Origin of the sequence: Corynebacterium aurimucosum ATCC 700975 (assembly GCF_000022905.1) — a bacterium.
GTDB classification, from domain to species: Bacteria; Actinomycetota; Actinomycetes; order Mycobacteriales; family Mycobacteriaceae; genus Corynebacterium; species Corynebacterium aurimucosum_F.
Genome location: NC_012590.1, coordinates 1,902,111 through 1,924,084, shown reverse-complemented (window position 1 = coordinate 1,924,084; position 21,974 = coordinate 1,902,111). Strand labels below are relative to the sequence as shown.

The 21,974-nt window shown below is 58.8% G+C and carries 19 protein-coding genes; 15 read left to right on the top strand and 4 right to left on the bottom strand.

Translation table 11 applies throughout. The features are described from left to right. Nucleotides 1-105 precede the first annotated feature (105 nt). Nucleotides 106-1,182: a DUF2786 domain-containing protein gene (locus CAURI_RS09040; RefSeq protein WP_010190630.1), complete on the bottom strand. Its 1,077-nt coding sequence runs from the start codon at nt 1,180-1,182 to the stop codon at nt 106-108. Nucleotides 1,183-1,380: 198 nt separating this feature from the next. Here CAURI_RS09040 and glnA (CAURI_RS09035) point away from each other — a divergent pair, with 198 nt between their 5' ends. The 4 genes from glnA (CAURI_RS09035) to CAURI_RS09020 all read left to right on the top strand — a co-directional run bounded on the left by glnA (CAURI_RS09035) (nt 1,381) and on the right by CAURI_RS09020 (nt 6,723). Beyond that, complete coding sequence (glnA, locus tag CAURI_RS09035) at nt 1,381-2,718, top strand: type I glutamate--ammonia ligase (protein WP_010190629.1); 1,338 nt, start codon at nt 1,381-1,383, stop codon at nt 2,716-2,718. 7 nt (nt 2,719-2,725) lie between these two features. Further along, nucleotides 2,726-5,785, top strand: a complete 3,060-nt coding sequence (locus CAURI_RS09030) for a bifunctional [glutamine synthetase] adenylyltransferase/[glutamine synthetase]-adenylyl-L-tyrosine phosphorylase (RefSeq protein ID WP_012715169.1) — start codon at nt 2,726-2,728, stop codon at nt 5,783-5,785. A 154-nt stretch (nt 5,786-5,939) separates the two neighbouring features. Continuing rightward, nucleotides 5,940-6,257, top strand: a complete 318-nt coding sequence (locus tag CAURI_RS09025) for a hypothetical protein (protein WP_010190627.1) — start codon at nt 5,940-5,942, stop codon at nt 6,255-6,257. Nucleotides 6,258-6,291: 34 nt separating this feature from the next. Further along, the gene (locus tag CAURI_RS09020) at nt 6,292-6,723 is read left to right on the top strand and encodes a hypothetical protein (RefSeq protein WP_236660813.1); all 432 of its coding nucleotides are present in this window, start codon (nt 6,292-6,294) and stop codon (nt 6,721-6,723) included. 311 nt (nt 6,724-7,034) lie between these two features. On the opposite strand, the gene CAURI_RS09015 is transcribed toward CAURI_RS09020, so the two are convergent. Continuing rightward, complete coding sequence (locus CAURI_RS09015) at nt 7,035-8,336, bottom strand: MFS transporter (RefSeq protein ID WP_029159014.1); 1,302 nt, start codon at nt 8,334-8,336, stop codon at nt 7,035-7,037. 38 nt (nt 8,337-8,374) lie between these two features. On the opposite strand from CAURI_RS09015, the gene thrC reads away from it, so the two are divergent. The 5 genes from thrC to CAURI_RS08995 all read left to right on the top strand — a co-directional run bounded on the left by thrC (nt 8,375) and on the right by CAURI_RS08995 (nt 12,077). Then, entirely contained in the window at nt 8,375-9,820 is a 1,446-nt protein-coding gene (gene thrC / locus CAURI_RS09010; RefSeq protein WP_010190623.1) for a threonine synthase, read from the top strand. Between the two features lie 4 nt (nt 9,821-9,824). After that, a complete protein-coding gene (locus tag CAURI_RS13940) occupies nt 9,825-9,977 on the top strand; it encodes a hypothetical protein (RefSeq protein WP_010190622.1) in 153 nt (50 codons plus the stop codon). Further along, nucleotides 9,970-10,818, top strand: coding sequence for a trypsin-like serine protease (locus tag CAURI_RS09005; protein WP_157860609.1), 849 nt, complete (start codon nt 9,970-9,972; stop codon nt 10,816-10,818). The genes CAURI_RS13940 and CAURI_RS09005 overlap by 8 nt, the downstream gene beginning before the upstream one ends. A gap of 18 nt (nt 10,819-10,836) precedes the next feature. Then, nucleotides 10,837-11,367 (top strand): NUDIX hydrolase, encoded by a 531-nt coding sequence (locus CAURI_RS09000; RefSeq protein WP_010190620.1) that lies wholly within the window; start codon nt 10,837-10,839, stop codon nt 11,365-11,367. A 128-nt stretch (nt 11,368-11,495) separates the two neighbouring features. Further along, nucleotides 11,496-12,077 carry an META domain-containing protein gene (locus CAURI_RS08995; protein ID WP_236660814.1) on the top strand — a complete coding sequence of 194 codons (582 nt, stop codon included), beginning with the start codon at nt 11,496-11,498 and terminating at the stop codon, nt 12,075-12,077. A gap of 35 nt (nt 12,078-12,112) precedes the next feature. Here CAURI_RS08995 and CAURI_RS08990 read toward each other — a convergent pair whose 3' ends face one another. Continuing rightward, on the bottom strand, nt 12,113-13,081 hold the full coding sequence (locus tag CAURI_RS08990; RefSeq protein WP_010190616.1) for a TDT family transporter: 969 nt from the start codon (nt 13,079-13,081) through the stop codon (nt 12,113-12,115). Between the two features lie 718 nt (nt 13,082-13,799). Here CAURI_RS08990 and CAURI_RS08980 point away from each other — a divergent pair. The 6 genes from CAURI_RS08980 to CAURI_RS08955 all read left to right on the top strand — a co-directional run bounded on the left by CAURI_RS08980 (nt 13,800) and on the right by CAURI_RS08955 (nt 20,293). Continuing rightward, the gene (locus CAURI_RS08980; RefSeq protein ID WP_010190611.1) at nt 13,800-15,650 is read left to right on the top strand and encodes an HtaA domain-containing protein; all 1,851 of its coding nucleotides are present in this window, start codon (nt 13,800-13,802) and stop codon (nt 15,648-15,650) included. 10 nt (nt 15,651-15,660) lie between these two features. Continuing rightward, nucleotides 15,661-16,707, top strand: a complete 1,047-nt coding sequence (locus CAURI_RS08975) for a heme/hemin ABC transporter substrate-binding protein (RefSeq protein WP_010190610.1) — start codon at nt 15,661-15,663, stop codon at nt 16,705-16,707. Beyond that, entirely contained in the window at nt 16,688-17,731 is a 1,044-nt protein-coding gene (locus tag CAURI_RS08970; RefSeq protein WP_012715167.1) for a FecCD family ABC transporter permease, read from the top strand. The genes CAURI_RS08975 and CAURI_RS08970 overlap by 20 nt, the downstream gene beginning before the upstream one ends. Then, entirely contained in the window at nt 17,731-18,525 is a 795-nt protein-coding gene (locus CAURI_RS08965; RefSeq protein ID WP_010190607.1) for an ABC transporter ATP-binding protein, read from the top strand. Before CAURI_RS08970 ends, CAURI_RS08965 begins: the two co-directional genes overlap by 1 nt. Further along, entirely contained in the window at nt 18,518-19,483 is a 966-nt protein-coding gene (locus tag CAURI_RS08960; RefSeq protein WP_010190606.1) for an HtaA domain-containing protein, read from the top strand. The genes CAURI_RS08965 and CAURI_RS08960 overlap by 8 nt, the downstream gene beginning before the upstream one ends. A 168-nt stretch (nt 19,484-19,651) precedes the next feature. Next, entirely contained in the window at nt 19,652-20,293 is a 642-nt protein-coding gene (locus tag CAURI_RS08955) for a biliverdin-producing heme oxygenase (protein WP_010190604.1), read from the top strand. A 177-nt stretch (nt 20,294-20,470) separates the two neighbouring features. On the opposite strand, the gene glnA (CAURI_RS08950) is transcribed toward CAURI_RS08955, so the two are convergent. After that, nucleotides 20,471-21,904: a type I glutamate--ammonia ligase gene (gene glnA / locus CAURI_RS08950; protein ID WP_010190603.1), complete on the bottom strand. Its 1,434-nt coding sequence runs from the start codon at nt 21,902-21,904 to the stop codon at nt 20,471-20,473. Nucleotides 21,905-21,974: the final 70 nt, after the last annotated feature.

The following is a 21,974-nucleotide window of genomic DNA, read 5'->3' as shown; positions in this document are numbered from 1 at the left end:
ACACCTTCGTCGGGGAGCGAATATATGAAAAGGAGGCAACAAACCTCTGTACCGCCTTCTAGGTTACCTGGCTAGTAACGCAAATGTGCCTGCCATTTATCCTCCTTAGCGGGTGAGCTGGCGGCGTCCGTTAAGCCCCGAGGAATCACCTCCCAAGTGGGATTTTTCTGCAGCTGATGCGCCGGCGGATACTCCTGCGTGGCTTCTCACCGCCAGGGACACGGTGCGCGCATTGGGGAAGATTCGATCAGTCACTGCTTCGGCGTTGCGGCGGCGTTCTTCGACTGCCGATAGTGATTGCTGCGCCAAGGTCACTTCGTCTTGCCGAGTGCTGGGTCCGTTTGATGCCAAACCGGTCCCTTCTACGTCGTGCGAGTCCAACTTTGTGTTTGCTTCCTCCAATAACTCGCCGATACGAGTGGCATAAGAAAGGATGAAGCTTCGGCGGAAGGACGCCACATTGCCAAGCTGACGCGCGCTCTTGGCGTGCTCGCCGTGATGCATGTGCCATTCACATTGCCGTAGGAGTGAAGCGAAAAGATCAGTGACGTGGCGAACGTCCTCTTCAGCGCCAATGACGGTGACAATCCCTTTGGGGTGTAGCCGGAGGGCGGTGCATCCGTTCCGATCCGCAATGACGCTGAGCAGAGTGGTTTTGTGGTTGATATAGGGTGCGTTGATATGGATTCGCGTGGATACCACTGTGTCCGGTGAATTGGTGGGCGTCCCTTCGAGTCGGTGTCGCTGTTGCAGGCTCTGCGCTTTGGCGATGAGCGCGCTGGCTTCCTCTTCGTAGGGAGTGGATTCTGCTTTTCGCAGAAGATGAGAGATTTTGTCGCGGATTCTATTCTCCTTGCTGCTGCGGGACGTCCCAGAGTTGTTTCTTTGAGCTGCCAGCACATCAACATCCCGAAGGGGCGGTAGTAAAGTGATTGCTTCAATAAGCCGCATGAGGTCATCGGTAGACATGGTCATCGAGGCAGGCGGGGTGAAGCTCAACCATTCCTTGCGCAGCGCAGTGGAACTAATCTGTGCGGGAACATGAGGGGCGGCGCGATAAATGAGAGGGTGGCAAAAACTACCCACGACATGGAGCAGGTCCTTAGGCGACCATCCTTGCCGGGCTGCCTGGCTAATGAGCTCGATTCCTCGCTGGCTCAGGGTTGCGTGGTGTGTGTTCATGGCTGTTCCTAATCTGTTTGTATGGGTACATCTGTTCGGTTGTGTGGCCATTCAAGCACGTGATGCCGACAGGGGTCAGAGGAGTCGAAAAAATTTGCCCCCGAGATACTCTTGCCAACTGGGCTAATAAATGTCGGTGCGGGGGCAATAGAAGAAACTCACTCCGTGGCTTCGGCGCACGGCGGTAGGGTTTAAAGCATGAACAGCCAACACGAATTCGTCCTTCGTACAGTTGAAGAACGCGATATCCGCTTCATTCGCCTCTGGTTCACTGACATCTTGGGGGCGCTGAAATCGGTGGTAATGAGCCCCTCAGAGTTGGAATCCGCCTTCGAGGAAGGTGTTGGCTTCGACGGCTCTTCAGTGGAAGGGTTCTCCCGCATTTCGGAGGCTGACACCATCGCGATGCCGGACCCTTCAACCTTCCAGATCATGCCCTTTGACAAGGAAGAACCCGAGCTGCTCTCGGCGCGCATGTTCTGTGACATTACCCAGCCCGATGGGCAACCTTCGTTGGTGGACCCGCGCCACATTCTGCGCCGTCAGGTCACCGAGGCGGCCAATGAAGGATTCACGTGCAAGGCTTCTCCCGAGATTGAGTTTTATCTCCTTGAGGACGCGCGCGATATCAACAAGCTTGTTGCCACCGATAACGGCGGCTATTTCGACCAAGCCACGCATGATAACGCCCCGAGCTTCCGGCGCCGGTCGATGTACGCGTTGGAATCCATGGGCATCGCCACGGAGTTCAGCCACCATGAAACCTCACCTGGCCAGCAGGAGATCGACCTGCGTCATGCTGACGTGTTGTCCATGGCGGACCACATCATGACCTTCCGCTACCTCATTAAAGAGGTGGCCTCCCAGCAGGGCGTGCATGCCACATTCATGCCCAAGCCTTTCGAGGACCGCTCAGGCTCGGGCATGCATACCCACTTGAGCCTTTTCGAGGGAGATTCCAACGCTTTCCACGACCCCGATGATGAGATTTCGCTGTCTAGCACGGGGCGGCAGTTCATCGCCGGCATTCTCGAGCACGCAGTGGAGATGACGGCGATCACCAACCAGTGGACCAACTCTTATAAGCGCCTGATGTTTGGCAGCGAGGCCCCAGGGTCAGTGACGTGGGGAATTTCTAACCGCTCTGCGCTGGTGAGAGTTCCCACTTACCGCCTTTCCAAGGAAATGTCGCGCCGAGTTGAAATCCGCTCGCTGGATTCAGCGATGAACCCCTACCTGGGATACGCGGTGCTCCTTGCCGCTGGTTTGCGCGGAATCAGGGAAGGCTATGAGCTAGGAGACCCGGCTGAGGACGACGTCCACCAGCTGACCCGCCGCGAACGCCGTGCGATGGGGTACAAGGATCTGCCGAGCAGCCTAGACCAAGCCCTCCGAGAATTCGAGCGCTCCGAGTTTATGGCGGAGGTCCTCGGTGAACATGTCTTTGAGTACTTCCTGCGCTCAAAGTGGGATGAATGGCATGAATACCAGCAGCAGATCACCGCATTCGAATTGCGCAACAACCTGAATTTCTAGGAGAAGTATGCGTCCAGCATCAGTACCGTCCCCAGCTACTCTTGGTCTGACCCGGCCAACTGCTGCGGAGGATCTATCCCGCCTCGGGTGGGATAATCCTGAGTCCCTAGAACTGCTGTGGACACTGGCCGGAGCAGGCGATCCCGATATGGCCCTCAACACGTTGATGAGGATCGTCGAGGGAGCGCCTGAGATTGGCCCGGCGATGCGCGAGGACGAGACATTCCGGGTGCGGCTCATCGCCCTACTGGGCGGCTCCTCGGCGTTCGGTGATCACCTCGCCGCGAACCCAGAAACCTGGCACGAGCTGCAGCGGGCGCTGCCGACTCCTACCGAAATGCTGCACACGCTGCTCACAAGGGTCGGGGCGGAACCTGCGACATACGTTGAGCAACCAGACCAGCCTGACACCGCGAGCCCCGACCTGACCTCTCCCGGCACCTACCGGGCAGCACCGGGGGACCATAAAGCATCACTCAAAGTGGCCTACCGGACGCTGATGATGCGCATTGCCGCCCACGATCTCGCAGGTACATTTCACTCGCGCAAGGGGCAGTCACGCCCACAACCGCGAGTAGGTTTCCGGGAGGTCACCAGGCTGACGACGGCCCTCGCAGATGCCGCCTTGACGGCAGCACTCGCCGGTGCGGTCCGGGTGGTCTATGGGGATGAGCCACTCGATGCGCAGCTGGCCGTCATCGCGATGGGTAAGTGTGGCGCGGGCGAATTGAACTACATCTCCGACGTGGATGTGATCTTCGTGGGCTCCGAGGCGACACCACGGATCACCCGCCTAGCGTCGGAATTCAACCGGATTGGCTCGGCCTGCTTCTTCGAGGTTGACGCCAACCTGCGCCCGGAAGGAAAGTCTGGTGCGCTAGTCCGAACTCTTGATTCGCACGTGGCTTATTACAAGCGGTGGGCAGAAACCTGGGAGTTCCAAGCGCTGTTGAAGGCACGGCCGCAAACCGGCTATCTGCCCTTGGGCACGGACTACCTGGAACAGATCGGGCCGATGGTGTGGACTGCCTCGCAGCGGGAGTCCTTCGTGGAAGACGTTCAAGCTATGCGTCGCCGTGTACTGGATAATGTCCCCGAGGAGATGCGCCTTAGAGAGCTCAAGCTGGGGGAGGGCGGCCTGCGTGACGTGGAGTTCGCCGTCCAGTTGCTGCAGTTGGTGCATGGGCGCTCGGATGATTCCTTGCGCACGCTCGCCACGGTTGATGCACTGGCAGCGCTCGTGCGCGCCGGGTATGTCGGACGTGAAGACGGCACCCAGCTCATCGAGGCCTACGAGTTTCTGCGTTTGCTTGAGCACCGCCTCCAGCTGGAGCGCTTCCGCCGTACACACACCCTGCCGGAGAAAGATGACAACAAGGCGCTCACGTGGCTAGCCATCAACTCAGGCTTCCACCCGCAGGGGCATCAGTCAGCAGCGGACCAGATGAATACCCAGCTGCGGAAGGTTCGCCTGCTTATCTCAGAGCTCCACTCGCGCTTGTTTTACCGCCCGCTGCTCAATTCCGTGGCCTCGATGTCGGCGGATGAACTCAAGCTCTCCCGCGAAGCCGCGCTATTGCAGTTGGCAGCACTGGGCTATCGCCACCCAGACCGTGCTTTCGAGCACCTCACCTCCCTGGCAGCGGGGCAGTCGCGCAAGGCACGCATCCAGGCCATCCTGCTGCCGACGCTGATGGAGTGGCTCTCTAATACCGCTGACCCCGACATGGGCCTGCTGAATTACCGCAAGCTTTCTGAGGCAGCTTATGACCGGACGTGGTTCTTGCGCATGCTTCGTGACGAAGGCGTTGTCGGCCAACGCCTCATGAAGATTCTGGGCACCTCGCCCTTCACATCGGAGCTCATTATTCGCGCCCCAGACGTCGTCAAGCAGCTCTCCGACGGCGCGGCAGGGCCCAAACTGCTGGAGACCAAGCCCGAGCAAGTGTCTTCCGCCTTGATTAATTCCACCAAGCGCCACGCGAACCCAGACAAGGCAGTGTCGGTAGCCAGATCCCTTCGCCGCGCAGAGCTGGCGCGGATTGCCGCTGCTGATTTGTTGGGCTTCTTGCCGGTTCAACAAGTGTGTTTTGAACTGTCCACCATCTGGAACGCTGTGTTGGAAGCCGCGCTGCGCGCCGAGGTCAGGGCTTGGAGGCTGAGTCACGAGGATGCCGAGCCACCAGCCCGCATCGCCGTGATTGGCATGGGGCGGCTCGGTGGCATGGAGCTGGGCTTTGGTTCAGATGCCGATGTCATCGTGGTGGCGGAGCCAACAGGTGATAATGCCGAAGAAGAAGCTCTGCCGTGGGCCATCGGCATCATTGAGAAACTGCGCCGCCGTCTGGCAAAGCCTTCCGGGGATCCGCCCTTGGACGTGGACTTGGGCTTGCGGCCAGAGGGTCGCTCGGGAGCGGTCGTGCGCTCGATCGAATCCTATGAGCGCTATTACTCGCGGTGGGGCGAGCCCTGGGAGATGCAGGCTTTGCTCCGCGCTGCCTTCGTGGCTGGAGATGAGGAAGTCGGTACACGTTTCCTCACCATGGTGGATGCCTTCCGCTATCCGCCGAAGGGCGTGAGTGAGAAGACGATTCGTGATATCCGCCGAATGAAGGCGCGCGTTGATAATGAGCGCCTTCCGCGCGGCGCTGACCGCAATACCCACACCAAGCTGGGGCGCGGCGGGCTCACGGATATCGAATGGACCGTTCAGCTGCTCCAGATGATGCACGCGCACGAGGTTCCAGCGTTGCATGACCCGTCCACGCTGCGAGTGCTCGATGCCCTCGAGGACAATGAGGTTATCCCTGTCGAACAAGTACAGGAGTTGCGGGAGGCCTGGCTCTTGGCCACCGATGCCCGCAATGCGCTGGTGCTGGTGCGCGGCAAACGCGTGGACCAGCTACCGGCACCGGGCCCGCAGCTGGCGCAGGTGGCCGGCGCGGCTGGGTGGGAACCCGAGCGCAATCAGCAATTCCTGGAGCATTACCTCAAGGTGACCCGGCACGCGCGGAAGATTGTGGATGAGGTGTTCTGGGGTGAGGCGGAGTCTTTCGAGCATGACTAGCAGAAGGCAGTTGCTCCGCCCCTGATCCGCACCCTGAGCTCACCCGGATCTTTCCCTGACTTTGGAGCAAGCCCCTGTTCTATCAGGTGATCAGCCGATAGCCTTAGGTTGCAGTAAACAGTCATAATCCCCGCGCCGCTCAAAGGAGCACACCATGAGCCTCAACCTGTCCCTCGACCTCAACGATGCCACTCTTGCTGATCTCGACGCCTTCCTCTCCGCCGCCCGCGCTGCTGGGTGCGACCCCGCCGCCGCGCTGAGCGTGGAGGGGACGGTGATGCGGTTGGACGTCGACAAGCCGCGCGTTGTCCCTACTGAGCCGAAGACTGAGGCCCCGCGCCGCAACAGCCTGGATCGTTCCGTGGCGGAGTCCACCATCCGCTCCATCATCGATGCACTGTCCGAGCGCCTCGATTCGCCGCACCCGGCGCATGGCAATTCCTTTGGAACCTTTGGCCCCCGCGCGGATTAAGCCGCGAATGTGAGAGAAGTCTAAAATTGTGGCCGTGAAGTCCAAGCAGATTATCGTCGTATGGGTCCTCGTGGTGGTGGCAGTCATCACCGCCGTCGGCGCGGGCTGGTGGGCTACGGAGCGGCACCAGGTGCCGGAGGGGGCATTGACGGTGGAGCAGGTGGTCGACGGTGGCGTCCCACAGGATCCGTCGGTAGGTGCCGAGCTTGACCCGGCTGAAAAGGATCGCATTGTCTCGCTGGCGGAAGCACTGGGGATCCCATCGGAGTCAGTGCCGCGCGGACTCTTGTCGGTGGCGTCGGATAGGTACCGCTCCCGTCAGACGCTTGAGGCGGATCTGGAGAAGGCCGTCGAGGCAGGCGCCATCACGAAGGATGATGCGAAGGGAGTGCTCGCCGCCTTTGATGCCGGTGTCGTCGCCCCAGTGGATGGCCCGATTTTTGTGGAGTCCACCCCAGCCGAATAAGCCTGGTGAACACCACCGGTTGAGCTTGTTGCCACGGAGCCCACAGGGACTGGCAGGTGATGCGCAGTCAATGAGGATTTGCCTTGCAGCCGCAGCTCTTAAGCTCACACGCACAGATAACGAAACGATAAAGGTTGGTGCGTTGAGGTGGAGAAACGACGAAAATTACGCGAGCTGCTCAGGACCGCAGTGGGGGTGAGCATCGCCGTTCTTGTCCCCATCGGCGGTGGGCTCGGTGTCTTTGAAGTGGCCAATGGGCTGTCCCTTGAGGCGCCGTTGAGTGCCTTGGCCTTTCAGTAGTCCCGCCCTTACTAACTCACCTGGACGATTCTGGCGTGCGGTCCTTCTTCCTCGCCTCGGCTGCGCAGGATGTGGGTGACGAGAACACCCACGATGCCAATGCACCACACGCCAAAGACTGCCCAGGCGGCGAGCCGGAAATCATGGAAGGGATAGTCCGGTCCATTGCCCAAGTGATCGAGAACCATGCCAATGAGCTGGGCGCCGATGACTGTGGCGATGAAGCCGCCCATGTTTCCCAGACCCGTCGCCGTCGCGACGACGCGGCGATCCAGGTTTTCACGAACAATGTCGAATCCATAATTTGCCACCGGTGTGCACAGGGCCACCACGCTGATGAGGATGATCAGTGAGAGATAGCTGCCGCCGAAGAGGAAAAACAGGACCCACACCGCGCAGTGGAAAGCCACAAACCCCAAGGCCAGCCAGGGGCGGAAACCCCTGGATCTAGACGATAACCTGCCGTGCAGTGGGCCAATCAGCACCATGAAAACGCTAAACCACGTCAGGATCCAGCCGGCGCTAGTCTTAGAAAAATCCATGCCCGCGGTCATCAGGGGCACGCCCCACAGCATGACAAACACGTTGGTGGCTCCCAGACCAATCCAGTGAATGAAGAATGCCTGCCAGGCTACGGGGGAACGGAAAACGGTGGATAATAGCGCGGCAGTGCTCTCCGGCTTCGCGTTCGGTTTTTCCTTCGGCTTGGGCACGATGCCGAGTGATTCAGGGGAATCCGCAACCGCCACCGCGGCCGCGACGGCGATGAGAATGCCCACCGCACCCAAGGTAACGAAGGCCATGGTCCATCCGCCCCAGCCCAACAGCATGGCAAAAGGCAGGGCGGATATGAACTGGCCTAGCTGCCCCAGCGAGGAGGTGACCTGGGTGAACATGGGGGTGCGGTGCAGCGGGAACCAATAGGGCAGGATGCGCATCACCGACAAGAAAGCGGTGGCATCACCTGCTCCGATGAGCAGACGGGCGGCAATGGCTACCCAATAATTGCTGGTGAAACCGAGGAGCACCTGGCCCGCGCCCATGATGATGGAGCCGATGACGAGCAAGCGCCGCGGGCCGAACTTATCAATGAGCATGCCGGTAGGGATCTGCGCCAGTGAATAAATGCCCAGTTGTACAGAGGTGAAAACAGCAATGCGCGAGGCATCGACGTCGAAGCGGTCGATGGCCTCGAGCCCCGCTACGCCAAATGATGTGCGGCCGGTAATTGCCACGATGTAGACCAACACCGCAGCTACCCACACGGAGAGAGCCTTAGTGGTAATTACATTGCGAGGATGAGGAACCGACATGGCTGATACTTTACGCGGCACCAACTAAGATGCAGGGGGTGAAGTACATTTCGACCCGCGATACCGACCGCCATCCCGCCTCCTTTACGGATATCCTTCTGGGAGGCTTGGCCCCCGATGGCGGCCTCTACCTGCCGGAAACTTACCCCCGCATCGATGACGCCACCCTGACTCACTGGCGCCAGACCTTGGCGGAGGGCGGCTACGCGGCCTTGGCCGCGGACGTGCTCAAGCTCTTCGTGGATGATATTCCCGCAGAAGACCTCGAAGGAATTGCCCAGCGCGCCTATACCTACCCCAAGTTTGATCACGAGGAGATTGTCCCCGTCAGCGAGCTGGGGGAGGGGCTCTACATTGGCCACCTCTCTGAGGGGCCGACGGCCGCCTTCAAGGACATGGCCATGCAGATGTTGGGCGAGCTCTTCGAATACGAGCTGGCCCGCCGCGGCGAAACCCTCAATATTCTGGGCGCTACCTCTGGCGATACCGGTTCCTCGGCGGAGTACGCCATGCGCGGGCGCAAGGGCATCCGTGTCTTCATGCTGACCCCGGCCGGGCGCATGACGCCCTTCCAGCAGGCCCAGATGTTCGGCCTGGATGATCCGAATATCTGCAATATCGCCCTCGACGGCGTCTTTGATGATTGCCAGGACGTGGTCAAGGCTGTTTCGGCCGACGCTAATTTCAAGGCAGAGAACCGCATCGGCGCGGTCAACTCCATTAACTGGGCTCGCCTCATGGCGCAGGTGGTCTACTACATCAATTGCTACCTCAAGATCACCACGGAAAACACGGAGAGGGTCTCCTTCAGCGTCCCGACTGGCAACTTTGGGGATATCTGCGCCGGCCACATCGCCCGCCAGATGGGCCTGCCCATCGACAAACTCATCGTCGCGACCAATGAAAACGACGTGCTCGATGAGTTCTTCCGCACCGGCAGCTACCGCCCGCGTTCCTCGGAGCAGACGTACAAAACCTCCTCGCCGTCGATGGATATTTCCCGCGCCTCCAACTTTGAGCGCTTCGCTTTTGATCTGCTGGGCCGCGATGCCGCACAGATTAAGGAGCTTTTCGGGACAAAGGTGAAGGAAGGCGGGTTTAACGTCGACAAGCAGGCACTTGACGCCGCCCACGCGGAGTACGGTTTCTTGTCCGGTTCCTCCACCCACGCGGACCGCCTCGCCACCATTAAGGATGTCCACGAGCGCTACGACGTGCTGGTGGATCCGCACACGGCCGACGGCATCAAGGTCGCCCGCGCGGTACAGGAAGAGTATGGGGTCGATACCCCCATCATCTGTCTGGAGACCGCCCTGCCGGTGAAGTTTGCGGAGACCATCAAGGAAGCCATTGGCAGCGAGCCGGAGGTGCCGGAGCGTTTCGCCGAAATCCTTGAAGCCGAGCGTCACGTCACCGACCTGCCAAACGATGCCGCGGCGGTGAAGGATTACATCACGCAGTACATCAAGAGCACGGAGGTTTAAGCCCATGGCACAGGAACAGTTCTCGGGCCCGGAGTATTTCACCGAATTTGACCCAGAAAAGTTCATCCGTGACATGAAGCAGGTCGCGGAGATGGAGAAGGAAAATAAGGAGAATAAGGCGGACTCGGGTGAGGCTGCACCAGAAGAGGATGCCTAGGTTTCTCCTGCTTGGGGTACTCAACACAGCAGCTCTGGCGGCGGCTGGGTGCACGGTGCACACGGGCGTTGAACCCGTTCCCGAGGCCGCCTCACATCCGTTCGAGAACACCACGATTGAGCCGCCCCCGCCGCAAACACACACTCCGGGTGCGTCTCCGGTGCCGCCGGGGGCAGCATTGGATATCTCTAGCATGCAGCCCGTTCCCGGCGAAGCCTTCGACTTCAACCTCTGCACGGTGGCGTGGAGCTTTGTGCTTGACGACGGCCGCACCATCGCCGTTACCGCCTCCCACTGCGGTGAGCCCGGGGATACGGTGTGGGCGGGTGCCGCGGACGGGGAATTTATATACCCGGCCGAGCCCGTTGGCAGCATCATCTACTCCGACCTCAGCGCACCGGACACGCACCAGCTTGATTTCGCCTTGGTGGAGATAACGCGGCAGGCGGAGTTTTATGTTCCGCAGGACATGCCCACCAGCGTGGTCGCGGCCGAGCAGGAGGAACTTCCCGATGAGGTGTGCAAGCTGGGGCGCATCACCGGTGAGACCTGCGGCCCGCTCACACACGGAGAGGGACACGGGAAACTCCAGTTTGGTGAGCGCACTGTGGATACTATCTCTGCGCGCGCCCACGTCTGCTCCACACATGGTGATTCCGGCGCACCGGTCTTTGGCGCGCCGGGCAGCCCCTATGAAGGCGTGATTGTGGGAGTTCTGTCCGGTACGACGGAAGCGGCCGCGGGTAGTGAGAGTTGTGCTCACGGTTCGGAGGCAGAGATGTCTTTTACTCCCGCCTCTGACATTGAAGCGCTCCTGCCGGAGATTCTGGCGCAGCTCTAAGACGCTAAGATAAAGCCCATGCCAACTCCTGATTATATTGTGTCCCTGCGTGAGAAAATCGGCCACGAGCAGCTCTTTTTGCCCGGCGTGACCGCGGTTATTGTGCGGGCCGTGCCTACCGGCTCCGCGATTTGGGAGCTGCCATCGGTCCTGCTTGCTCAGCGTGCCGATACTGGTGCGTGGGGTCCTATCTCCGGTATCTGTGAGCCAGGTGAGGAGATTACGGCGACCGCACTGCGTGAAGTTAAAGAAGAGATTGGTCTTGACGGGCGCATCGAAGCGCTTCTTGGGGTGGGGCAGGTGGGCCCCGTGGTCTACCCCAATGGGGACAAATGCATGTTCATGGATACCGCCATTCGCGTTTCCGTGCCGGATGATGCGGAGCCGGTGGTCTCCGACGAAGAAAACCTTGACGCGCAGTGGTTCTCCGTGGCGCAGATGCCGACGTCCGTCAGCGCCCGCCACCGCATGATCATCGGGGATGCAGTGGCGCAGATGAAGCACCCGCAGGGCTTCCGCCCGCGGATGGGCTACGTTAAGCGCACTTAAACCCCAGCGCAGTGCCGTTTTCTGAGGAGCTTTTCTGAGGGTTTAGAGTGTTGGAGTTGCCGTAAAATATCATCAGAAACGCATGATATGGGTTGATGCTGCCGGTGATGCTCGATAGCTTCGGGGCCATGATTTCACGCACACTGAAGAAAGTAACCACTGCAACCGCGTTCGTCGCCCTCGCCGGCAGCGTCCTGGGTGCCGGTACCGCCGGTGCGCAAGAGATGTCCTCCGTCGACTCTGTGAAGACCAGCCAGATTCAGGAGCTGAGCTCGCGTCTGTTCGGTGACTCCTTCTCCTCCTCGGAGGATTCGGAAGCACCGGAAGGTTCTGGCTTGATTGAGAAGTACGAAGACGTTGACGGCCTGCAGGATAAGCTGCCGGCCGATGAGGCCCAGAAGGTTCTCAACGGGACCTTCACTGCAAAGAAGAACCCGGAGATCTCCGTGACCTTCAACGAGGATGGAACGCTGAACTTCAACGATGGCTGCAACTCCGGTGGCGGCAGCTACAAGCTGGATCAGACCGATGCCATCGTGGTGGAGAACCTGAACTCCACGATGCGTGTCTGCGCCCCGGATGAGATGGCTGATGCCGATGCGCTCAACGCCATCCTCTCCGCCAAGCCAGTTGTCTTCCCCGTAGAGGGCAACACCTTTGCGCTGGGCAGCCAGGGCCAGGTCATTCAGTTTGAGAAGGCCGAGAACTAAGGCTTCCTAAGCGTCCAGATTTTCGCGTGGCGGGGCTAGTCCGAGACTGGGCTGGCCCCGCTTCGCTGTGCGCGTCGGCCTTCGATGAGCCAGCTTATGAAGCGGCAGGAACAGGCAGACCAGTGCGCGATGAGGAGTACCGGGATGCTGAGCGCGATGACGTCGAGAAGCTCCGAGCCATTCACCAGCGCTACCTGGTGCCCGCCCATGCTGACCGTCCCCGGCGGGAAGGTGCACGCCCACCAGGCAGGAGAGTAATCCACCCAGCGCGCAACGTTGGGGTAGAAGGTGACCATGGCATAGAGCGCGAGGGGAATGGCGATCACCATGGCGGTGAGCCCGTAGTAGACAGAGAAAGTGCCGGGGTGGAGGATCTGCATCGCGGTGGTGGATTGGCCCACCACGCCCAGTGGAACCCAGGCCGTTGCGGAGTTGGCACCGGTGAGATTGACTTTGCCGTGCCAAGCGGCCCAATACACACGGATAAAAATGGGGACCGCAGTAGAGATCGACATGACAAAGAGCACTGTGCCCATGACGTGGTAGGCCTCCCCGTAGTCCAAGGCGAGGAAGCCGGCCACGGAGGAGGAAATCATGGGGCCGACCAGCGGTAGGCCCCAGGTAAAGCGTGGCTGGCCGTCGAAGCGGGTGAGCTGAATAGCCCAGGTGATGACGGTGACTGGGCCGCCTATCCAGAAGCCGACTAGGCGGAAGGTTCCGATATCCGTCAACCCGGACAGTGCTGCGCCGAGTGCCAGGATGCCGATGAAGTACATCGACCATTCAGCCATTGAGGTTCGCGCAAAGCTGGGCTGGCGGTATGCCGCGAAACCCACCGTGAGCACGAGGAGGATGACGCAGGCCAGCGCTGCGAAAACAGCGGAGGCTGTAAGCATGCCTTCCTCAACGAGTAGCCGGGAGACGATGGAGGTACCCATGAGGCTGCCGCCCCACGCGGGGCCGGGCGGTGGCAAGTGGCGGAATTTGTCAGTCACAGCTGGCATGGTAGCTGTAGTGCCCGCCTACTGTCCCGTTGCTGTGCTGAACTTTGCGGAACCGGCACGCCTGTGTGATGGGCAACCCGCACCTAGTTTTTGCTCGTTTCAACGATTTTGCTCTCAGTGCCACGGAACCTTGGTGGGGCTACAGGTTTACATTAGGTCCTACAGGCGCAGCTGAGCGTTGAGCCTGTATAACCGGCATGTACCACGTCACAGCGGCTGCCAGGATGGCTATTGAGCAAGCACTCCATACGAGAAACTCATCAGGGGTAAACCACCAGGCGGCCACGGCGAGTGCGCCGAGTGCGAACCACAAGACAGGGATGAAGGGGCTAGGTGCCTCCGCCCACGGTTCTTGGGGAAACCGGCTACGTGCTTCAGTTCGGATGCGCCGGGGAGTTTTTCGGGAAAGCGCCCAAACGCAGCCGACAACAAACGCCAGTCCTGCACCGGCGATGAGTAGATCCCCTTTCACGCCGCCGAACATAAACACACCGACGGCGAACGCTAAAGCCGCGCGTTCGGACAGCGTCGGGGGGAACTTTTGGGTCGGATCTACGTCTGGGTAAATGCTCCTGAAGATATCTGTGTGGGGGTGGCTGTGCATGCTGTTTTCTCCCGTTTGGTTGATGTGTTGACAAATCTGTTAATTTAGGCCAGAATTACCTAACCAAGGTAAGCCTAACCTATAGCCCTATCTGGATGAAACAAGGTTCTCAACATGATTCGCAATCTCTGGCGCTCAGCATGCGGTGTGGTGCTCGCAGCTCCCCTTGCTCTCGGCGCCGTTCCATTTTTGAACAGCGCCCCGGTAGCTCACGCAGAGACTTCCTGTACGTGGAACTGGGGGATCAAGCAATCCTTCCGAAGCTACATCAAAGGCAATATCGCCCGCGGCGGCTGGGGAGCCAGCGGTATCGGCTTTAGCGGTGATGAAAAAGGCAACGGTGCTTTTGTGTTCCAAGCAAGTGCGCCCACGTCCTCTGGCGGTACAGTCACCATCCCGTTCCAAGGCACGCTGAACTTCACAGGACATGACGGGGTTCTCGACATGACAATGTCGGACTTCAAGGTCATTGCTTCCGGTGACCAAGCAAAAGTGACGGTTGACTACGTTTCTTATGAACTGAACCGAAGCAACTACACCCGCGGGGCCCAGATTCAAGGCGACGATGAGGTCATCGCCATCATTAATCTGCAGGAGCCTGTCAAAGACAACGGCTCGGCAGTGAACCTGGCAGGAACCACGTCCCTTAGTGCCGGGGGAGTCAAGCTTTTCACGGGCTTCTATGAGCAGGGTGAAAAACTCGATCCTTCCTCAGGCACCATTGCGTTGGATGGATCCTGCTCTGGTTCTGGCGGCTCAGGCGGCAATGGATCTGGCTCGAAACGGAAGCTGAACTCTATTACCGGCACCTTTACGGGCTTCAACAAGGAAGCCATGGCTATTTTGTCCGAAACCAATGACACCATGAACGGTATCACCACGTTTATGGGCAATACACAGTCCTTCTTGGACGAGTTGGACTCATTCAAGAAGCGGGGCAACACTACCTCGGGGGCTTCCGGGGCGTCGGCTAGCACGTCGTCTGGAACCTCCACCTCTGGTAGCACGACTACTTCGGACTTAAGCGGCAACGGCCTTCCAGAAACAGCGGCAGCTGGCAGCGGAAACAGTGGTGGAGCATCAACGGCTAGCGGGTCGAACTCCGGCGCTACGGGTGCGACGGGCTCGGTTGCAGCAGCGTCTGGAGCATCCGGTGCAGCCAACGAAACGTGCCAAGCCACCGGTGTTACCCAAGCGACGGCGCAATGGGGAGTGAAGAAATCATTCCAGTCCTATATCACCGGCTCCATTGCGCAAGGAAAATGGCAGCTCTCGGGCGTCGGCTATAGCAACGGTCGATTCCAGTTTTCCGGGAACTCCGGCGCAGTCAAGGACGATACAGGTGCTGTGCGGTACGGCGGAAACATCCAGTTCACCGGCCACCACGGCAAGCTCGACCTCAATATTGCGAACCTAGAAATCTCCTTCAACGGTAAAACCGGAAAACTAATCGGCGATGTGCGCTCCTCCAACATGGAAGGCGAGAAGAAGGACTTCGGACGCACCGCCATCGCCGACCTGAATTTCACGTCTCTGGATGTGGGAACAGATGCCGTATCGGGCGAAGCAACAGTATCCCTGACTGACGTTGGCTCCAAGGCCTTTGCCGAATTTTACGAGCCTGGAACCCAGCTGGATCCGTTAAGTTTCAACGCCAGCCTGGGCGGAAACGCCGATTGCAACGACACTGTTGGCGGCACTAGTGGTGGCAGCTCGTCCAGTGCGGGAGACAGTGCCGGCTCCGGGTCGAAGGGCAGTGGCGGTGTCAACTCCGAAGCAGTAGACAACGCGCTGGCCAGTGATTCGTCGCAGGGCTACGAAGATGGTTCAAAGAAATTCCAGATCAAGTCCGCGAGCTCCGCGAACGGCACCACCGATGACCCAGTTACCTACCTCCTCCTGTTCATCGCCGGGCTCATTATCGCCGGAGGCTCCACCAGCCGCCTCATTATGAACAACTCCTAGAAAGATCACCGTGAAACTTCTCCTACGTTTCCTTATCCCGCTTCTGTGCATCGTGGGATTGACTGCCTGTGGCGTGCAAGGAAGCTATACAGACCAGCTACCGGACCCGCAGGACCTTTCCGACCCGCGCTCCTTCGAAGGCGTTACTGAGGTCAGTGACTTCGCCGATATCGAGCCCGTAAGCACTAAAGTCCAGCCCGCACTTCCGGTGGAACTTACTGACGCTGATGGTTATGACGTCACCGTCACGGATGTCTCGCGGATTCTGGCGCTGGATATTTATGGGACCTATACCAAAACGCTGAGCGGCTTGGGGCTTGCGGACAACATCGTTGGCCGCACCGTCTCTTCCACTGAACCGAATCTGGCGGATCGTCCCGTCGTGACTGAAGGCGGCCACAATATCAATGTTGAAGCAGTCCTGGAGCTTAATCCGACGCTCGTTATTGTGGACCACTCCATTGGACCCCGTGATGCGATCGATCAGATCCGTGAAGCAGGTGTGACAACTGTGGTCATGGAACCGCAGCGGACCATTGACTCGGTGGGCGAAGACATCATCACGCTGGGTGAAACCGTCGGGCTTCCGGACGAGGCCCGCAAGTTATCAGAGCGCTCCATCAAGGAAATTGATGAGTCGAAGGAAGCCATTAAGACCATTGCCCCCGAGGAGCCAATGCGTATGGCCTTCCTCTACGCCCGTGGAAACGGCGGCGTGTTCTTCATCATGGGGGAGGGGACCGGCGCCCAGGACCTCATCGAAGGAATTGGAGGAGTCGATCTCGCTGCGGAGAACAACCTTTCTTATGCCGAACCTGCTAACGCAGAAGCGCTGGCCCGCATCAACCCAGAGGTGATCATCATGATGACCGATGGTTTGAAATCCACAGGCGGAGTCGACGGCCTACTGGAACGTCCTGGTGTGGCGCAGACCATTGCTGGTCAAAAGCAGCGCATCGTCACCATTCCTGACGGCCAGTCCCTGGCCTTCGGCCCCATGACCGGCCAGACACTGGTCAAACTCGCAAAGGCTGTATATGACCCAGACAATGCATAGCGACGTCTTCACACGACGCCGCACTCAGCGGATATCGGTATTCATATCCTTAGCGGTGCTTGCTGTTCTAGCGGGACTCATCTCGATCGTCCTCGGACAGTACTACATTGCACTTTCTGATCTGTTCCCGATTCTGGCTTTGGGGCCGGGGCAAGAGTCCCTCACAGCCAGCGTGGTATGGAATATTCGCCTGCCGCGCTTGGTCTTGGGGCTCTTCGTAGGCGCCGCTCTAGGCGTTGCGGGCACGTTGATGCAGGCCATCTTTGCCAATCCTCTGGCGGAGCCATCCATCATCGGAGTGACCTCCGGTGCAGGTGTTGGGGCGGCTGTAGCGATCGTCTTCAACCTCACCTTCGTGGGAACTTTCACTGTGCCAGCGCTGGCTTTCTTGAGCGCACTTTTAGTTACCTTCATCATCTACCAACTTGCACGCCATAACGGTCGCGTCACGGTGGTTCACCTGATCCTCACGGGCATCGCCATTAATGCAGTGTGCAATGCAATCATTTCCTTCATGGTGTACCTGGCACCGACTGCCAACCGGGAAGCCATCATTTTTTGGCAGATGGGTTCCTTCAACGGCTCGCAGTGGAAGCACGTATGGGTTGTTCTTCCCATCGTCCTTATCGGTATAGCAGTAGCCCTGCGTTTGGGCAGGCAACTTGACATTCTCGCGCTGGGTGAACGCGCTGCTGTGCACACTGGCGTAGATGTGTCTGTGTTGCGCATTGTGGCAATTGTGGCGTCCGCAGTGCTTACCGCAGCAGCTGTGTCCTTCGCCGGCCTCATCGGCTTTGTTGGGCTCATCGTTCCCCACTTGTTACGCAGCATCGTAGGACCGCAAAATCACATCCTCATTCCTGCATCCGCCCTAGGTGGCGCGGTGCTCATCGGCTTTGCGGATGTGGCAGCACGAACCTTGATTCCCTTCGCGGACCTCCCAATCGGTATCTTTACCGCCTTAGTTGGCGGACCGACCTTCTTCATCCTGTTGCGCCGCATGATGCGAAAGGGGGTGCACTGATGCTGAACGTGGACAACCTCACCGTCCAAGTCGACGGGGTTACCCTCGTGGACAGCGTGACCTTTAATGCCCGGCCAGGCGAGGTCACCGGACTAATTGGCCCGAATGGTGCCGGGAAGTCAACAGTCCTTGGCGCGATCGCGGGTGATATCGACTTCTCCGGTGAAATCAGTGTCGGCGGTTTGTCGCCGAAGACCTCGCCCCGTGAGCTCGCACGCAAGCGTGCGGTGATGCTTCAGGATGTCGCGGTGTCCTTTGAATTTCTGGTACGCGATGTTGTCGCGATGGGCCGCCGCCCTTGGCACGGAACGCCCCACGCCCAACTCGACGAGCAGTTTATCGAAGCCGCCCTTGAAATAGCTGGAGTCGCTCATCTCTCCGGACGCGATATCAGCACGCTTTCAGGTGGTGAACGTGCGCGGGTGGCCTTTGCCCGTGTTCTTGCACAAAATACTCCAATAATCCTGCTGGATGAACCGACAGCGGCCCTCGATATCCGCCACCAAGAACAGTTACTGGGTTCTGTGAAAGCCCTAGCCCGCGAGGCAGGAGTAACCGCACTCGTGGTGCTCCATGACCTGAACGCGGCAGCCGCATATTGCGATCACATCGTGTGCGTCTCATGCGGGGGGATCGCAGCTCAAGGGCGCGTGGCGGAGGTTTTCACCGGTCCCATCTTGTCAGAGGTGTACGGCTGGCCGATCTCCGTCAACGGGCTGCAGGTACAACCACAGCGTGCCACGCCCACAATCAATTCACTTTTCTCGCATCAACTGGAGGACTTCCATGTTTAAAAAAATCCTGGTGACCGCTATCGCAGCGACGGCGATTACTGTGCCGCAGGCAACCGCGGCAGAAGCAGAATCATGCACCATCGAATCCGGCACTATCAACTGGGGTGTTAAGCACTCCTGGCGTTCCTACATTAAGGGGCGAATCGCTAAGGGCGACTGGGAGACGACCGGAACGGTGAAGGAGGACGGCGATCCGACGGGCAGCGATTTCACCTTCGGCTTCGAAGTCGATCCCGCGACGTCCACAGTCTCTGTGGACGAGGCCGGCAATGTCACTGCATCGAAGATCAAGGCCAAGGACTCTTCGATTACTTTCACTGGCCACCACGGAGCGCTGTACTCCAAGATGATTAACCCATTCGTGGAAACTAATGGGGACAAAGCCCAGCTCGGCTCCGGCTACGAGGCTTATTTTGTTGAGGGCAAGCACATGACGGAGTACACCCCTGAGGACCGCGTTGAAGCAAACAAGCGTACTGGTGAAGGGGCGTTCGGTCACGGTAAGGCACAGTGGAGCAAGGACGGCGATACTCTCACGCTTAATGCTTCCGACGTGATGTACGAGCGTCAGCCCGGAACAAATGATTCTGGTGACGTCGAGGGCGTTGACTTCTTGTTCATGGGTATGTACAGCGCCGACTACAACCCGGAGGTGGATAGTGCGCAGCTGACCCTCAAGCTCGCCCCAGGCTGTGGACAGAAGAAGGAAGAAGAAAAGGATCCTTCGGAGGGCGAGAAGCCGCAGAACCCGTCGGACGGCGAGAAGCCGAAGCCGCAGAACCCGTCGAAAGATAAGAACCTTAGCTCGGGTGAGAACTCCTCTTCTATCTCGAAGGTCTCCAACTTCTGGAACTACTTCCTAGGCATTGCGACTGTTGGCAGCATGATCGCAATTCTGTGGCAAGCATTTGTTAAGTCCGGTGCTTTTGACAGTGCGCGTGTCTTCTTTCAGCGATAAACCCTAAGACACACCGCTGACAGTTCAAGAACGACGTAACGGGTGTGGGGTGCCGATGAGAATTGGTGCCGCACACCCACGTCGGCTTAATCCCCTTAATTTTTGATTTTGAGTTTTTCTAACCTCAACTGATTTGTAGTTTTCTAAATAACACCGTGGAGAAGAACAGTGACTACCACTCTCAATAAATCTTTGTCCGTTGCGTTGCGTGAGGCGACTGCGCGTGCGCATGAGCATGCGGAGAATTCGGCATTCATGCAGCGCCTGTTGTCAGGGGAGCTCAATAAGTCAGCCGTGGCTGATTTGGCCGGCCAACTGTGGTTTGTATATGGAGCTCTCGAGAACGCCGTTCGCAGCGTGGCGACTACTCCCATTGCCGGCGCGGTAGCGGATCCACGGCTGGAACGTCGTCAAGCACTGGAAGCAGATTTGAAAGTGCTCGTCGGCGAAAACTGGCGTGAGGAGATTCGCATTCTTCCAGCGACGAGGTCCTATAGCGCGCGCTTAGAAGAAATTGTGGGCAAGCCAGTAGAAGTGGTAGCCCATCACTACGTGCGCTATCTCGGTGATATTTCCGGTGGGCAGGTGATTGCAGCGCGTTTGGGAGCCCATTACGGAGTTCCTCCTGAGGCACTGAACTTCTATGACTTCACTTCGATTGGAAAAATCCCGCCTTATCGTACGGGATACCGCGAGCGCGTGGATAGCCTGGAGCTAAACGTTGAACAGCGTGAAGCTATGCTCTCGGAGGCAGAGCGGGCTTTCAACTTTAATTCGGGTATCTTTGCTGAATTAGGGCGCCTCTATTAGCCGGCGGAACACTCGCCTGCGTGGCCGGTAGCCCCTGTAGTTAGTTTCAGAAGCTGCGCCATTGGGCTCTCGCGCGCCGGGCTCAACATGACACAACCCACGGAATCCGTGAAGGAAACCGTGGGTTGTGTCTTGTCGGAGGGTGCTAAAAGAAGGGGTCAGATACCCACATATCCTTTAACAGTCGTAGTACATCTCAAACTCCTGCGGAGTCGGGCGCAGACGAACCGGCGCAATCTCGTTCTCACGCTTGTAGTTGATGTAGGTCTCGATGAGATCCTCGGAGAAGACATCGCCCTCGGTGAGGAACTCGTTGTCCTCCTCAAGTGCCGCGATGGACGCCTCCAGGGAGGTCGGTGCCTGCGGGATGGACGCAGCCTCTGCCGGCGGCAGCTCGTAGAGGTCCTTATCCACCGGAGCGTGCGGCTCAATGCGGTTCTTAATGCCGTCGAGGCCCGCCATCATCATGGCAGCGAAGCCGAAGTAGGGGTTGCCGGACGGGTCCGGAGCACGGAACTCGATGCGCTTGGCCTTCGGGTTGGAACCGGTAATCGGGATACGGATAGCAGCCGAGCGGTTGCGCTGCGAGTACACCAGGTTAATCGGGGCCTCAAAGCCCGGGACCAGACGGTGGTAGGAGTTCAGAGTCGCGTTCGTAAACGCCAGAACAGCCGGTGCGTGGGCCAGGATGCCGCCGATGTAGTAGCGAGCCATGTCGGACAGGCCGGCGTAGCCAGCCTCATCATGGAAGAGCGGCTTGCCGTCCTGCCACAGGGACATGTGGGCGTGCATACCGGAACCATTATCGCCGGCCAGCGGCTTCGGCATGAAGGTTACGGACTTACCGAACTGCTCAGCGGTGTTCTTGATGATGTACTTGAAGGTCTGAATATCATCAGCCGCGTGCAGCAGGGAGTTGAAGCGGTAGTTGATCTCGTTCTGGCCGCTGCCCACCTCGTGGTGGAAGCGCTCGATAACAAAGCCTGCCTTCTGCAGCTGCTCCACCATGGCATCGCGGACCTCGCCGTGCTTGTCGACGGGTGCCGTAGGGAAGTAGCCACCCTTCACACGAGTCTTGAAACCGGTGTTCGGAGTGCCATCGAAGTTGGTCTCAGAACCGCGGTTCCACCACCCCTCATCGGTATCAACCTCGTAGAAGCCGTTGTGGACATCCGTGCCGTAGCGAACCGAATCGAAGATATAGAACTCAGCCTCGGCGCCGAAGTTACAGGTATCCGCGATGCCGGTGGAAGCGAGGTACTCCTCAGCCTTGCGCGCGATGTTGCGCGGGTCGCGGCTGAAAGGCTCCAGGGTGAAGGGGTCGTGGACGAAGAACTTGATGTTCAGAGTCTTCGCGGTGCGGAAAGGATCCACGAAGGCGGTCTTCGGATCTGGCAGCAGCGTCATATCGGACTCATCGATGGTGGTGAATCCGCGGATGGAAGAACCATCAAAAGCGAGGCCTTCGGCGGCTGCGTCTTCAGTAAATTCCTCGGCCGGAATAGAGAAGTGGTGCTCAGTGCCGGGGACGTCCGTAAACCGGATGTCAACGAACTTGACGTCCTCTTCCTTGATGAATGCGATGACGTCCTGGATTGTCTCAAAGGACACGGTGGTCTCCTGTTGGTTGACGTTTAGTACTCCCGACTAGTTTACAGGTATTGGCTTCGTTACCGGGGTG